Origin of the sequence: Bartonella sp. AA16NXGY, assembly GCF_042197325.1 — a bacterium.
GTDB lineage: Bacteria > Pseudomonadota > Alphaproteobacteria > Rhizobiales > Rhizobiaceae > Bartonella.
Window position 1 is genome coordinate 30,340 of sequence record NZ_JBHIRR010000001.1, and the last position, 15,077, is coordinate 45,416.

A 15,077-nucleotide genomic window follows, 5' to 3' on the forward strand; every position below is an offset into this window, starting at 1 on the left:
CTTCTATGGAGATAACAATATAGGTTACAAAACTTGCTTAATATTGAAAAGAAGTGTCTTTGATTGTAGCCTCAATATTATTTGTTGAGTTTTTAAAATAATATGGGTTTATTAAAATCATTCGGCTACAATTTAAGAGTAAGTTCGGTAGATTGGAAGAGTTTAATACCTTAAAAAATGACGAGAAAAAACGTGCTTATATTCATACGCCGTTGAGGAGGCATTTAAAAAAGTTGTTGTTTTTATAAGTCATTACCATTGTGATGCTAAAACGCATGCATTTGTCAAAACAATCGCAGACGCTAACGATGTTATTCTTGCAAGCCCTGTTTATCACGGGTCTTATTCAGGGGGATTGAAGAATGCTCTTGATAATTTAGAGTATAATGCTTTTGGGATAAAGTTTTTGGTCATCTCTCTCATGACAATATAACCCAAAATGCGCACTGCCCTGTGTATATTTGGTACCAATTGTGCATACGCTTTATGGACCGGCGCTGCAATATCAAGTTGCTTCGGCTAAAGATGATTTTGCGTTTGAGAATGAAAACCGTACACGGAGACTTAGCAGCGTAAATGTACGGGCTTGCTGCGCACATCTTGCTGATAAAATGTACAATAAGGGTGGAGGATATGATCAAAAATGATAAGAAATACCGTTAGTTAGTCGTTGGTGGTACAGGAATATTGGCGCCCTTTTGCCGGTCATGAGGGCTGAACAACGTGATTATCGCAGCGCGTTTTCGTTCTCATCAATCCAAAATTGAGTTATTTCAGACAAGGGCTAAATGTATATTTTGGAGATTATTATAAGCCATAGGCACAATTTTTAAAAGGGGTACCACTATGGACGGGCTTGAAATATTGCATATTATGGGGGGCATTCGCCTGCACATGCATTTTCGTGTAGATTGAGATTGAGATTGAGCGGTTGGCCTTCTTACCGAAGCCTCTGTGTATTGTTCATGTTTTTGGTTCTAATGCAGAGGATAAAATAATCTCTGGATGTGCGCATCATAATAAGATTGATTCTACATCTGTAAAATTAGGTCGGAAAAGGCGATCATAGGGCCAACGGTGGTCAATGAGAAAAGTGTTTATGATCATGAGATTTGTGAGAGCCGTATTGAGAAAGAGTTTGCGCAAAATCTCGATAATGACTCTGATGTAAGATTGTTTTTTAAACTGCCAAGAAATTTAAAAATAGCCACTCCCATTGGTTCTTATACGCCTGATTGGGCGGTTTTTTAGAGTGAGATGGCGCGCAAAAGCTTTATTTTGTACTGGAAACAAAAGGAACGAATAGCGAGTTTGATTTGCGCCTTAAAGAAATGCTGAAGATTAAATGCAGCAAGGCGCATTTTACCGCCCTTGAGACTGGTGTGGTATTTAACGAGGCACTGGTGATGAGTTGGCGCGATTCTAAGCGGGGATGGTGGTAGAGAGAGTGGGGGCTGTGGTAAGAGTGGGCGGCACGAATGACGCTGTCTTTAGTTGCGTACCGCCAAGCTAATTTTGTGCTTTGCGGAATTCGCTAAGACTTTTGGACGTACCGCGTTTACCGCGTAATAAAATCTTATGAATATCATGCAGAAGGCGCGCGCAGAAGGGGGTGATTACGTGACTAGCTTCCCAATGCCGTAATTAAGTACAGCTACATAATGAGATAGCTCTTCAATATCATCAGTTGCACTGATACTTTTTCTTTATTTTCAAACAATAATAGGTCAGATGGTAACGATTATGTCCTTTCTATCTAAGAAAAGAGTAGCACCGCTTGCGTATATGCACGAGTAAAAGTTAATCAACATTGGTCTGAGGTAAAAACCGTCAATTATTTCTAATACACCTAAGGATTTCATAGCTTGCTCTAACGGTTTATATAAAGCCGCCCTTTTAAAAGGTGGATTGGGTGGAAAATTTATTGGAATATAGGCTTTATGAATCTCTCGAACTAAGCTTTCTACTATGCAGGCCCTAAGGCGTGATTGCATATATGGTCGCATCTGTTGCTGCGTTGTGTAGGCAAAGATCCTAAACTAGGAAAGGAGGGCTGCTCTTTTGATTACAAAGGAAGAATACGGCTAATTACAAAGGAAGAATACGGCGCGTAAGTGCAGCAAAATGTATTTTGAGGAGCAGAGGGGTGAGGCATTTGATGTCCAGCGGGTAACGGATTAACTGGAGTATAAGTGGGTATTGCTAGGGCGGAGTTTTTGGTTAAGAATTGCACTTCGTACGCTATAAGCTCTCTGCATCCTTCATATAGGCGTTGGATCATCGCCCAATCAACGTAAAGGGGCTGTTTTGTCTTTAGCGTTTGTTTGGCTGCTTCTATAGTGCCGCTGGCTCTATCAGCCATTATGGTGATAATTTTCTCGTCCAAAGAATAAATCAATCGATTGCGTAATAGGGTATGTGTGCCTTTTTTGACCGTGTCTTTTTTTAAAAGCAGCTGTTACCTCGTGGCAGGGTTGGGGGTGTTTATATGATCAGCCTGCCAAAGAAATGGAAGCGTTATCGCGATAGCCACCAATAGTAGTCCAGCGATAAAGGTGGCAGCAAACTGCAATGATATAAAAGAACCAAGGACGCCGACCAAAAAGCTTCCGACCGGCGTTCCAGCATAGCCTATCACTCGAAAAGCAGAATTAGCTCGCCCGAGAAGTTGCTTTGGTGTGAGGCGCTGCCTGAAGGCGGTAACACCAATAAACCATAAGCTTGCTCCAACGCCAGCAATAAAGGTGACGCCCCATACGACGACAGCACTTTTTGAAAAGGCTGGAATCAAAAGCAAGACAACAGTTCCTAAACCGTCAGTGAGAACAGCTAGGCGCACCGGTGCATAGCGTATACGCGACGCAAATAGGGCACCTGCCATTGTTCCAAGCGCGTAGGCTGCAAACATCACGCCATATTGGCTGCTATGTAGGCCCAGATACCGACTGTCGGTAACGAAGAAGATGAACGAGGTTAGGAATGCTCCAAATACCACCGATAGAAAGAATGTGAGTAATGTAAGGGAGGTAAGATGCCGATTTGAAAAAATGAAACGAAATCCGGCAATGATATAACGGAAAGTGATGTTTTTTTTATCGGGTGTTGGCGATATCGGAACAGCACGGCGAGCGGTAAAAATCAATGTGATAAAAAGCACGATTAACAGGCCGAGAAATAGCAGTGTGCTATGCGCTAAAATGCTGCTTGTTATGACAGGGGCAAGAAAATAGGAGACCCCGAAATCTAAAAACAAGACAATTGAGTAGAAGGTCATCAATCGCTCTCCCTCCATGATAAGTGGTGGAATAGTCATTATATAAGCTTCGGCAGAAACGACGATGAATCCAGCAATGGTTGCATAGAAGAAAATTTGTTCGGCTGGAGTAATCTGTATCGTGAGCAGTACGAACAGTACAATATGCAGTAGCATGAAGATGAGGAGAGCCGAGGTTGCAAGTTTTATTTTGTCGCAGCGATCAAGTAAAGCGCCTGCAAGGATGCCGAAAATTGGCCACGCTAATGAGAAGAGACCTTGCGCCCAACTTACTCCGACTACGCCATATCCAGATTGTCTTGCTAATAGCGGGATGGCAGTGCGCAAAGCACCGCTGAGTAAGGCGAGCAGACTAACGGTTAGGCAAAAATAGCGTATGTTCTTGTTGGAAAAAAGCGTGAACATTCTGTTCTCCTTAAGATGCCACACAGGTTTCCGCTGGTCCATCAAGTACGGCGGTTGTATTCAGCATGTTTGCGACATAGCCGTCCAAGATATTCCTATCTGCCTGAGGTAGAAGAAAATACATAAGGTTGGAATACCATTGCCAACCACGCTGAGTCAGTTGAAGATCGTTATCACTTTCTACGATGAGACCTGCACCTATGAGCTATTGTAGGTTATTGTATACGAAAGAGGGAAGTGCGGTCCAGTCAATTCTTTCTTTTTTGGCATATTTGGCATAGCCGTTATAAGGTAGCCGCATACACAACGCTTTGGAGGCTTGTTGCTCCGCTGATACCCAATTGTAGTATACTTTGGATTTTCCTTTAAGTTGTATGTCGGTAATGTATCCGCTTCGACTGGGATTGGCTCGTGTGACGAGTGAGCCGAGAATCGACAGTGCTGACGCCCCGAAGCCAACCACATAATCGTCATGATAACCATGCAAATATTTGTGATAGCGGAAATAATTAGCTGAACTCGTTTTAGCGAGCGTTAGAGGAGTGTTATTGGCAATTTTGATATAGGAATGCCCATTACACGGCGCATAGCCGCAGCTGCGCATAACGATGTCGCTAAATAATCGAAGCATCTGTCGATGCTGTAGGCTGGACGGTTTAAGCCCTTTTTGTGCGTAAGACTTATGCAGTTGCGACGTGATAGCCAGATTGTTGATTGCATAGAGGTTGATGGTTTCAGGGTGAAGCTCGCTGGCTTGCTTCAAATCGTATAATAGTTCTTCGGTTTGCTGGCTGTGCATGCCATATAGTAGGTCGAAACCGACATGTCCAATTATCTCTTGTGACCAAGCCACGGTATTGTTGATTTGTTCACGTGTTGAGGTGAGGTTAAACAATGATCGGAAACGCTCAATGAAACTCTGTATACCGAAGCTGATCCGGTTAACGCCGATCTCACGGGCAGCATAAAGTTTATCACGTGTGACGCTCTTCGGTTCGCTTTCCAGTGTAAACTCGGCTAAGGAAGAGAGCTCAAATTCGGCATGCAATACTTTTCCGATGTGGCGGATATTATCTGCGGACAAGAGCGACGGTGTGCCGCCCCCTATATAGATGCTGCGGATGGGCCCTCTAAGCGAGCGAATGAAATTTCCTTTGGTTCTGATCTCTGTGGTAAGCGCTGACATATAAGATTCGATTTGCTTAACGTGCTTGTAGGCCCCTTTCTGAAAGGGACAGAAGGAACAGATGGTTTCGCAAAAGGGAATATGCAAATAAAGAGAAATGGTACGCGCTTGTGGAATCTGCTTACTTTGCGCTAGTTTATTAAAGTCTAGGTAATCGTAAAATTCATTTGAAATAGTGCGAAATAACGGATATGTGAAGTTGTAAATCGGCTTGAGTTGATCGAACTTCACAAAAGGATGATCCACGAGTTGCATAGTTTACCTCCCCCAATTTCTTAACGCGCACTATATTATTGACGGGCGACAGGTGATCCAATCATCCGAGTGTATTACCAAAGATTTTCACGGAACATAATGAATCCTCCTTTTGTAGAAGTTATATGTATTATACATATAACTCATTATATGAACAGATGAGCTTGTTTAAGAGGCAATGTAAAGATAAAAATATAAAAGAACTTTCTCTTGCAGCCTTATGGTCTGATATTGTAATTGGTATCCTGTTTTACGTGGTCGGGCTATGAATGCCTAGGGCGAGAAAAAGCAGGGTATTTTAATGGACGTGCGGGGCATCTTTGTTATGTTGCTGGGATTTGGAATTTGCGTCTGGTTATGAAATATCATTAGCGCAAAAAGATGGTTTTAAAGGTAGATATATATTTTTTAATATCCCTGTAAAACTTCGAGAAGAGATAGAATTATCCTATTAGAAAACATATAAATGTCCAGTGTGATAATATTATCGAATTACATGACATCATCACTCGTGCACGCCATTTTGACATATTACCTAAAATCTCATTGAGATTGTGCCATGTACTGGAAAACGGGGATAGATCGTGTTTTGGTATGACTGCGGCGAAGTTACGTGCCGCATTATCTTTGCTAGAATCCAATAGGATTAGGCTTAATGGGGTGCCTTTGCATGTGGGCTCTAATTTGAATTCGACTGAGTTAATAGTATCCACCTTAACTAAGGCTGGAAAGGATATTTACGCATTGAAGGATCAAAAAAGTTTTATCAGTCTAGGCGGAGGATATCCGACTTCCACAGCGTTCTGCGATGCCATGACGGTCAATGACGAATACCCTCGTAAAATTTATGAGGCATTATCACAATTGGGTTGTGATTTACATAAGCGTACGGTAATTATTGAACCTAGGCGTATTATATCTAAAGATTATGGTTATTTATTTTCAAATATTAGCTCTATAAAAGAGCAGAATGGTACGAACTTAATTATAATCTGGGCTCTGGGGATGTGTGCTCGGTTTGCACAGTATCACGAGATCATAAGTCAAAGTATGTGAAAGCAACTGATACAAAAAAGATTTTACGATGGTGGAAGATCGACGATAAAGGACGTTAGTTCAAAGGAAATTGATATTATTGTGTTCTCATATCCTGATTTTTTGGCTTTTTAGATATAAATAACACACCTCCTAGTGGGCTGGAGACTATCAAATGTTGGATCACGCATGGCGCAATTAGCAAAAATTCCTATCTATTGGATTTAGTATGCTCCACTGGATTCTCAGCTCTAAATATTGTGTGCGAAGTGCAATGTCAAGCGGTGGGAATTGATATAAGTGCAGAGTCTGTACCATCCGCTCAGAACAAGGTTGATAGCTCTGTTATACAGGCGATGGTTAAGTTTTATGTCGGAAATGTTGAGCGTATGACTTATCCTGAAAATACATTTACGCATATTATGGCGGGGTGAGTATTTGTAAGCACAGCTGTAAAGGCTACTCACCATCCTAGGGTGTTTACTTCTATGTGGATAACAATAGAGTTACAAAACTTGCTTCATATTAAAAGAAAAGTTTCTTTTCTTTTAATTAAGCATTGCTACAACCAAAAGGAAATTAAATATCTCGCCTTTATTATTCTCGCCAATGTTTGCTTATATATGATTATTTGAATCGGAATTAGGTTACGTACAATATGGTATTTCTCGCTGTTTTATATAAGGAGAAGGTTCGCACCGATGTATCGCGTGCAATATCAATTTTTTCACTATGGTGATAGGATAGCTTTTTGAGCGCAAAGTTCTTTTACCTTGATGGATCTTATAGTATTCTTCAAAAATATCAGTTGATAATTTTTTTTCGTGTCGTTTATGCATGGGCTGATACAATAAGAATAGGACTTGATTGTTTTTAAAGTTGGTATGTTATGGCTGTAAAAAATGGTGAACAAACGAAAAGTAAGAATTTTAAACCTGTCTCTCGTTTTCTCAAAAGTTTACGTGGTGTGTGCAATTGGGAACAAGTTTCACAATGGCTTGCTTCCCGTAAGGTAGAGGATATTGAATGTATTACGCCTGATCAAGCAGGGGTACCACGGGGCAAGATGATGCTTTCTAAAAAATTTACATCGGAAACATCATTGGCATTGCCTTCAGCAGTTTTTATGGCAACAATTTCAGGGGATTATCCGGAAGATGGTCATGGTTTTGAATATCCTAAAGCAGATGGTGATTTACGCCTTGAGCCTGATCTTTCTACGTTAAGCATTGTTCCATGGGAAGATGCTCCTACGGCACAGGTGATTTGTGATCTTGTGTATCAAAATGGTCAGGTTGTGGATTACACACCACGCAATGTTTTACGAACAGTGGTTCATTTTTACACAAAAATGGGTTTAAGCCCTGTTGTTGCACCAGAAATTGAGTTTTATTTGGTACAAAAAAATCCCGATCCTGATTATCCGTTAGTTCCACCAGTTGGTCGTTCTGGGCGTTCAATTGGTGGTGGACAGGGGTATTCCATTGCTGGTGTTAATGAATTTGATGATTTGATTGATGATATTTATCAATTTTCAGAGGCACAAGGATTGGAAATTGATACCCTCATTCATGAAGAAGGAGCAGGTCAGTTTGAAATTAATTTACGTCATGGTGATCCTATTGAGTTAGCGGATCAAGTTTTTATGTTTAAACGAACAATTCGTGAAGCAGCACTAAAACATAATATGTATGCGACATTTATGGCAAAACCCATTCAGGGGCAGCCAGGTTCTGCGATGCATATTCACCAATCGGTCGTTGATAAGAAAACGGGTATGAACATTTTTACACAGGAAAATGGTGAAGAAAGTATCTGTTTTCGCCATTTTATTGGTGGATTGCAAAAACATATGCCAGGGGTTCTTGTGATGCTTGCGCCTTACGTGAATTCTTATCGACGTCTTGTACCTGATAATTCGGCTCCTGTTAATTTGCGGTGGGGATATGATAATCGTACTACAGCTTTTCGTGTTCCTCGTTCTGCTCCTCAAGCGCGGCGTGTCGAGAATAGGCTTCCTTCATCAGATGCGAATCCTTATTTAGCTCTTGCAGCTTCTTTAGCGTGTGGTCTCATTGGTTTACAGCAAAAAATTGAGCCAGATGAGCCAACGACAAATAATGTGAATGCTGATAATATTGAGTTACCGCGTGGACTCATTGAGGCAGTTAATTTGTTTGAACAAGATACAGCAATACATGCTATTTTAGGGGATGTGTTTGTCAGTACTTATGCTGCAATCAAACGACAAGAGTTTGAAACTTTTATGGAAGTAATTAGTCCGTGGGAGCGTGAATATCTCCTGCTGAATGTTTAAATTTTATGACGATGATTGATGATAATTCAATTTCTCCAGGAATTTCTTGGTATGAAGATACTTTAAAAGAGCGCCCCTCTTATCCTTCTTTTTGTGAAAACAGACAGTGTGATGTTGCCATTATTGGAGGCGGATTTACGGGTCTTTCGGCTGCTTATCATTTAGCCAAAGCTGGAGTGGATGTTGTTTTGTTTGAAGCATCACGTTTTGGTGATGGCGCTTCAGGGCGCAATGGTGGACAGCTGGGAACAGGGCAACGGCAATGGGTAGAAACATTAGAAAAAAAGTATGGTTTTGAGCGCAGTAAGGCTCTGTTTGATTTGGCAGAAGAAGCTAAAAGAGATATTTTATCTTTATGCGCAATGCCTAATTGTCCTTGTGATTTGATAGGAGGACAGCTTTCTGTAACTCATAAAAGGCGTGAGCTTCTCTCTTATCAACAGCATATTGAGGCGATGCAGCGTTATGGCTATCACGCGCTTACTTTTATGGATAAGGCTGAAACATTTGAGCGACTTGGATCAACTTTTTATTGTGGTGGTATTTATGATGCGGATACCGGTCATATAAATCCCTTAAAATTGATTATTGGGTTGGCAAAAAGAGCACAAGATGCTGGTGCTAAGCTTTATGAGAAGTCACAAGTAACGACCGTAAGGCGCAAGGGAGCACATTGGAAAGTAATAACAGAAAAAGGCAGTGTAACAGCAGAGCATGTTTTACTTGCAACAAATGGGTATAAACTTGGTCTGGAGCGTTTTATTGAAAAAAATATTGTTTCTATTCGCTCTTATATTGGAGCAACGGACCCATTACCAAAGCATAGTTCAATTCTTATAGGGGGGGAATCGGTTGATGATTCCCGTTTTATGGTTCGCTATTTTCGCAAAAGCATTGATAATCGTCTCTTATTTGGTGGTGTAGAAAGTTATGACAATAAGCATCCTCTAAATTTAGATGAACGTATAAAACGGCAAATTGTTGAAATTTATCCTCAATTACATTCTATCAATTTAAGCCATCGGTGGGGAGCAACGGTTGCCATCACAGTTGAACGTATGCCCTATGTTCGACAAATTTTTTCAAGGATGACTTATTGTGGTGGTTATTCAGGGCATGGCGTTATGCTGGCTCCTTTCGTGGGAAAATTATACGCAGAATGGTTAACTGGAAAATATGAACGTTTTTCCTATTTCCAAGACTTAAAGATTTCATCTTTTCCGGGAGGAAGAGTTTTGCGTTATCCGCTTATATTTTTAGCAATGCGTTGGTTTTCTTTATTGGATCGCCTTTAATGGAAACATTGCTTGAAATGAAGAAAATTAATGGCTTATTTAGTATCTGTCTGCTTTAATGATGAAAGCTTTTATAAGTGATATGGGATTTCATAATCGAATAGAAAAATAAACAAGTTCATGGTGCGTAAAATTATTCCAGTTTCTTCCTTTGATTGTATTGTTTTTGGTGGCAATGGTGATCTGGCGTTGCGCAAGCTTTTGCCGGCTTTGTATCATTGTCAGTGTGCTGGGCAATTCAGTGAGCCAACACGTATTATTGGGGTTTCGCGCACTTCCTTAAGTTGTGAAGAATATCAAAATTTTGTTCGCATTTCTTTAGAAAAACATATCCATCCAAAAGATCTCAATTCAACAGAACTCAATCGTTTTCTTGCACGTTTAAGCTATGTTTCTGTTGATGTTACCTCAAATCGAGGGTGGAAGGATTTAGCCCTCCTTCTGTCACAAGATTCAGCGGATATTCGAGCTTTTTATTTGGCTGTTGGTTCGTCACTTTTTGCTGATATTGCGATGAAGTTGGGAAAAAATAATTTGGTGACAGCACAAACACGGATTATCATTGAAAAACCAATTGGTTGCGATGTAAAAACAGCTATTTCACTTAATGATGTATTTGCAAGCGCCTTTAATGAAGAGCAGATCTTTCGCATTGATCATTATCTTGGGAAGGAAACTGTTCAAAATTTAATGGCATTGCGGTTTGTTAATACACTTTATGAACCGCTATGGAACTCCAATTATATTGATCATGTTCAAATAACCGTTGCTGAATCTTTAGGGTTAGAGGGGCGTACAGAATACTATGAAAGCACTGGTGCTCTACGCGATATGGTTCAAAACCATATGCTACAGTTACTTTGTTTGGTTGCGATGGAAATACCATTTACCAACAGTGCTAATGCTGTGCGCGATGAAAAACTTAAAGTTTTACATTCTTTAACACCGCTTGATGTCCATAATGTAGGGCAGCATACTGTACGTGGGCAGTATCTTTCTGGTCTATCAAATGGTATATCGGTAGAGTCTTATTTTGATGATCTAGGAAGAGCGAGTGAGAGTGAAACATTTGTAGCACTTAAGGTTAAGATTGATAACTGGCGTTGGGCTAATACGCCTTTTTATTTACGAACAGGTAAGCGCATGTTCACGCGAATGTCTGAAATTGTTGTGGTTTTTAAACCTATTCCTCATAATATTTTTAATGTGGATTTAGATGAAATTTTTTCTAATCGGCTTGTAATTCGTCTCCAACCTGATGAAGGTGTAAAACAATGGTTGATGATTAAGGATCCAAGTTATGGCGGTATGCGGTTTTGTCACATTCCATTAGACATGAGTTTTGCTTCTGCATTTTCTGAACGTAATCCTGATGCTTATGAACGTTTATTAATGGATATTATTCGTGGAGATCAAACACTGTTTATGCGTCGTGATGAAGTTGAGGCTGCTTGGCGTTGGATTGATCCAATCATTGAGGGATGGGAAGAAATAAAACAGCCTGTTCACAGTTATAACGCTGGTTCATGGGGGCCGTCTGCTTCGATGAGCCTCATGGAACGTGATGGGCGTATATGGAACAATTTAGTTTAGAGCAATAAGTATGTATAGAATGAATATTGATCGTTTAGACTTTGAAACCCCTCAGACTTTAGCCTTGGCATTAGCAGATCGAGTAGCCGCAGAGCTTAGTGTATCTGTTCTTGAGCGCAAGAGAGCAGTTTTAGCGGTGTCTGGTGGTAAAACACCAGAATTGTTTTTTCATTATTTGTCAAAAGCGGATATTGATTGGCAAAAGATTATTATCACGTTGGTCGATGAACGTTTTGTCCCTGCACACGATGAACGTTCAAATGAACATATGGTACGGTGTCATTTGTTACAAAATTTTGCCGCAAAAGCACGTTTTGTAGGGCTTTATCATAAAGCAATTACTGCTGAACTTGCTGCTTTTTCAGCGGCGAGTCGTGTTAATACTTTGCCTAAACCCTTTGATGTTGTTGTTTTAGGAATGGGGGAGGATGGACATACGGCTTCTTTTTTTCCTGATTCTGATCGTTTAAAGCAAGCGCTTGATTTACGAACACAAGCACTTGTTTTACCCCTTCATGCTAAGAGTGCTGTTGAGCCAAGACTCTCACTAACTTTGCCAGTTATTATGCAATCTCGTTGCGTTATTCTCCATTTCGAGGGTTTTCAGAAACGCGATTGTTTTGAAGAAGCTTGTCAAGACGGGTCTGAAATAGAAATGCCTATTCGGGCAATTTTGCGTAATTCCCCTCATCTCGTTCAGGTTTATTGGTCGCCTGCAGAAAATGAAATAAGTGAATCAAAATATGTGACACAAAGTGAATAAAACGTAATCTCTCTCAATGAATGAGGGGAAGAAACAATGAAAGGGGGAGAGAAATATGGCACTTTCCAAGACAATTGCCACAGTTACACGAAGAATTTATGAACGTTCTCGATCAACACGAGAAATTTACTTAGATCGTATTGCGAAAGCACAAGTTCATCGCCCCAAACGGAGTTTTTTAGGATGTGCCAATCAGGCTCATGGCTTTGCTGCTTGTGGTGCAATAGATAAAGAGCGTTTGAAGGGAAATATCGTTGGGAATATTGGCATTATCACGGCATATAACGATATACTTTCAGCACATCAACCTTTTGAAAAATTTCCTCACTTAATTAAAGAGTCGGCCCGTATGGTTGGTGGTGTTGCACAGGTTGCAGGTGGTGTTCCCGCGATGTGCGATGGTGTTACGCAGGGAAATGCGGGGATGGAGCTTTCCCTTTTTTCACGTGAAGTAATTGCAATGGCAACAGCTATAAGCTTATCACACGATGTCTTTGATGCAGCATTGTATCTTGGGGTGTGTGATAAAATTGTGCCAGGTTTATTGATTGGTGCCCTAACATTTGGTCATTTACCAGGAATTTTTATAGCTGCTGGTCCTATGACAAGTGGTCAAGGTAATGATGAAAAAGCAAAGATACGTCAACTTTACGCGGAAAATAAAATAGATCGCCAAACACTTCTAGCATCGGAAGCACGTTCTTATCATGGGCCAGGAACATGTACATTTTATGGAACAGCTAACTCTAATCAGGTGATACTGGAGATGATGGGGCTTCATATGCCTGGAGCTTCTTTTATTAATGCGAATACACCGTTGCGTGATGCTTTAACAAAAGAAGCTACGAAACGTGTACTTGAAATGACAGATCTTGGTGATCATTATAGTCCACTTGGTATGATCATTGATGAGCGTTCTTTTGTGAATGCCATTGTAGGATTAAATGCAACAGGAGGTTCTACCAATCATGCGATTCATTTGATTGCTATGGCTGCTGTTTGCGGTATTAAATTGACATGGCATGATATTGCAGAAATTTCATCCGTTGTGCCTCTTTTAGCGCGCATTTATCCTAACGGTTTAGCAGATATTAATCATTTTTACGCTGCGGGGGGAATGGGATTTATTATTCGCGAGCTTATCGAGGCAGGTTTGGTACATGAAGATGTTTCTACGGTTTTTGGTAAAGATCTCAATGCTTATGCAATTGAAGCAAAGCTTTCTGCTGATGGTCATGTGGTGCGTGAAGCGGCTCTTAAGGAAAGTGGTGATCATAAGGTGTTAGCGGGGTGGAGAAAGCCATTTCAGCTTGATGGTGGTCTTCGTGTTTTATCAGGAGATTTGGGAACAGCTATTATAAAAGTTTCCTCTGTTAAACCAGAGTATTGGCAGATTAAAGCACCAGTCTTTGTTTTTAATGATCAAGAGGAACTACAAAAATCTTTTAAATCTGGAGTGTTGCATAATAAAGACTTTATCGCTGTCATTCGCTATCAAGGACCAAAAGCCAATGGTATGCCAGAGCTTCATAAATTAACAACCATTTTAGGCGTTTTACAAGATCGCGGTCAAAAGGTAGCATTGATAACCGATGGGCGTATGTCAGGAGCGTCAGGAAAAATTCCTGCTGCTCTCCATGTGACACCAGAAGCAGTGGATAATGGCCCCATTGCACGTTTGCAGGATGGTGATATTGTTTTTCTTGATGCTCATGAGGGTAAATTAACTCTTTTGGAGGATTTAGCAAAATTTAACGCGCGAAAAATCATACCTCCGGATCTTTCAAAAAACGAACATGGTGTTGGACGCGAACTTTTTCATGTTTTTCGTCAATCCGTTAATCGTGCAGATCAAGGGGCATCTGTTTTTATGACATGAAAAATGCAAAAATAAATAAGCTGAATCATATACAATGAAACCATATACAAGGAATTGTTACAATTTTTAGAATTTTGGTATCGGCAGATTGTGTGATCGCGCGGCGGCTTTGAGTGTATTAACCATAAGCATGGCAATTGTCATTGGTCCAACGCCTCCTGGAACAGGGGTGATCGCAGCAGCTTTTTCTTTTACGTTTTCAAAATCGACATCACCAACAAGACGTGTTTTCCCTATACCTTTTTCTGGTGCAGCAACGCGGTTAATACCGACATCAATAACAATTGCACCATCTTTTATCCAGTCTTTTTTAATCATTTGTGGGCGGCCTACAGCTGCTACTAGAATATCAGCGCTTCGACACACATCATCAAGGTCACGGGTACGACTATGGGCAATTGTCACAGTGGCATTGGCTGCTGTTAAAAGGGCAGCCATAGGTTTTCCAACAATATTAGAGCGTCCAACAACGACAGCATCAAGTCCAGATAAATCTCGTCCACAGTGTTGTTCAATCATCATCATGGCACCAGCTGGAGTGCAGGGAATAATTGCATCTTCAAGTGCATTTGCCGCGAGTTTTCCTACATTAATATAATGAAAACCATCAACATCTTTTTGGAAAGCAACGGCTTGTGTTATGCGATTTGTATTCATATGAGCAGGGAGAGGCAGCTGTACCAAAATACCATGAATTTTGGGATCAGAATTTAATGTTGCAATAAGTTGAAGGAGTTCTTTTTCTTGCGTTTCTTTGGAAACGACATGTTTGATTGAAAGAAACCCACATTCTTCGGCTTTTTTATTTTTTGAGGTGACATATACTTGACTTGCAGGATCATCTCCAACGATAATAACAGCGATACTAGGTTGTATATTATAGTGATGGCGGAGCTTTGCTGTTTCGGCCTTAACTTTCACAATAATCTCTTCAGCAAGTTTTTTTCCGTCGATAATATTATTCATTCAGAGATCCTTTCGGTAAGGCTGTTTGTTTTTTTTGTAAAGCATTTTCTAATAATACGATAGAGTTTTATAGCAATATTCATATGAGAACAGTAAGAATGGTTTTATA

At 40.5% G+C, this 15,077-nt stretch carries 15 protein-coding genes; 11 read left to right on the forward strand and 4 right to left on the reverse strand.

Annotated features, from left to right (window positions below; genetic code table 11):
- Window positions 1-244 precede the first annotated feature (244 nt).
- From ACFINK_RS00115 to ACFINK_RS00130, 4 genes are all read left to right on the forward strand, one after another.
- Window positions 245-433, forward strand: a complete 189-nt coding sequence (locus ACFINK_RS00115) for an NADPH-dependent FMN reductase (RefSeq protein WP_375612108.1) — start codon at window positions 245-247, stop codon at window positions 431-433.
- A 40-nt stretch (window positions 434-473) separates the two neighbouring features.
- On the forward strand, window positions 474-647 hold the full coding sequence (locus ACFINK_RS00120; RefSeq protein WP_375638007.1) for a hypothetical protein: 174 nt from the start codon (window positions 474-476) through the stop codon (window positions 645-647).
- A gap of 430 nt (window positions 648-1,077) precedes the next feature.
- Window positions 1,078-1,251 (forward strand): restriction endonuclease, encoded by a 174-nt coding sequence (locus ACFINK_RS00125; RefSeq protein WP_375612064.1) that lies wholly within the window; start codon window positions 1,078-1,080, stop codon window positions 1,249-1,251.
- A 65-nt stretch (window positions 1,252-1,316) separates the two neighbouring features.
- Window positions 1,317-1,442 (forward strand): hypothetical protein, encoded by a 126-nt coding sequence (locus ACFINK_RS00130; RefSeq protein WP_375638009.1) that lies wholly within the window; start codon window positions 1,317-1,319, stop codon window positions 1,440-1,442.
- A 623-nt stretch (window positions 1,443-2,065) separates the two neighbouring features.
- Here ACFINK_RS00130 and ACFINK_RS00135 read toward each other — a convergent pair.
- The 3 genes from ACFINK_RS00135 to ACFINK_RS00145 form a co-directional block, all read right to left on the reverse strand.
- A complete protein-coding gene (locus ACFINK_RS00135) occupies window positions 2,066-2,398 on the reverse strand; it encodes a hypothetical protein (protein ID WP_375638011.1) in 333 nt (110 codons plus the stop codon).
- Window positions 2,399-2,458: 60 nt separating this feature from the next.
- Entirely contained in the window at window positions 2,459-3,679 is a 1,221-nt protein-coding gene (locus ACFINK_RS00140; RefSeq protein ID WP_375638013.1) for an MFS transporter, read from the reverse strand.
- Between the two features lie 205 nt (window positions 3,680-3,884).
- Window positions 3,885-5,120 (reverse strand): coproporphyrinogen-III oxidase family protein, encoded by a 1,236-nt coding sequence (locus tag ACFINK_RS00145; protein ID WP_375638015.1) that lies wholly within the window; start codon window positions 5,118-5,120, stop codon window positions 3,885-3,887.
- A gap of 462 nt (window positions 5,121-5,582) precedes the next feature.
- Between ACFINK_RS00145 and ACFINK_RS00150 the strand changes: the two genes are divergently transcribed.
- The 7 genes from ACFINK_RS00150 (at window position 5,583) to edd (ending at window position 14,002) form a co-directional block, all read left to right on the forward strand.
- Entirely contained in the window at window positions 5,583-6,176 is a 594-nt protein-coding gene (locus ACFINK_RS00150; RefSeq protein ID WP_375638125.1) for a type III PLP-dependent enzyme domain-containing protein, read from the forward strand.
- Window positions 6,177-6,352: 176 nt separating this feature from the next.
- Entirely contained in the window at window positions 6,353-6,589 is a 237-nt protein-coding gene (locus ACFINK_RS00155; protein ID WP_375638126.1) for a class I SAM-dependent methyltransferase, read from the forward strand.
- A 455-nt stretch (window positions 6,590-7,044) separates the two neighbouring features.
- Window positions 7,045-8,472 (forward strand): glutamine synthetase family protein, encoded by a 1,428-nt coding sequence (locus ACFINK_RS00160; RefSeq protein ID WP_375612069.1) that lies wholly within the window; start codon window positions 7,045-7,047, stop codon window positions 8,470-8,472.
- Between the two features lie 11 nt (window positions 8,473-8,483).
- Window positions 8,484-9,767 (forward strand): NAD(P)/FAD-dependent oxidoreductase, encoded by a 1,284-nt coding sequence (locus ACFINK_RS00165; RefSeq protein ID WP_375638127.1) that lies wholly within the window; start codon window positions 8,484-8,486, stop codon window positions 9,765-9,767.
- 120 nt (window positions 9,768-9,887) lie between these two features.
- Window positions 9,888-11,360 (forward strand): glucose-6-phosphate dehydrogenase, encoded by a 1,473-nt coding sequence (zwf, locus tag ACFINK_RS00170; RefSeq protein ID WP_375638017.1) that lies wholly within the window; start codon window positions 9,888-9,890, stop codon window positions 11,358-11,360.
- A 10-nt stretch (window positions 11,361-11,370) separates the two neighbouring features.
- Window positions 11,371-12,123, forward strand: coding sequence for a 6-phosphogluconolactonase (pgl, locus tag ACFINK_RS00175; protein WP_375638019.1), 753 nt, complete (start codon window positions 11,371-11,373; stop codon window positions 12,121-12,123).
- Window positions 12,124-12,178: 55 nt separating this feature from the next.
- Entirely contained in the window at window positions 12,179-14,002 is a 1,824-nt protein-coding gene (edd, locus tag ACFINK_RS00180) for a phosphogluconate dehydratase (RefSeq protein WP_375638021.1), read from the forward strand.
- A 66-nt stretch (window positions 14,003-14,068) separates the two neighbouring features.
- On the opposite strand, the gene folD is transcribed toward edd, so the two are convergent.
- Entirely contained in the window at window positions 14,069-14,968 is a 900-nt protein-coding gene (folD, locus tag ACFINK_RS00185; protein ID WP_375629801.1) for a bifunctional methylenetetrahydrofolate dehydrogenase/methenyltetrahydrofolate cyclohydrolase FolD, read from the reverse strand.
- Between the last annotated feature and the right edge of the window lie 109 nt (window positions 14,969-15,077).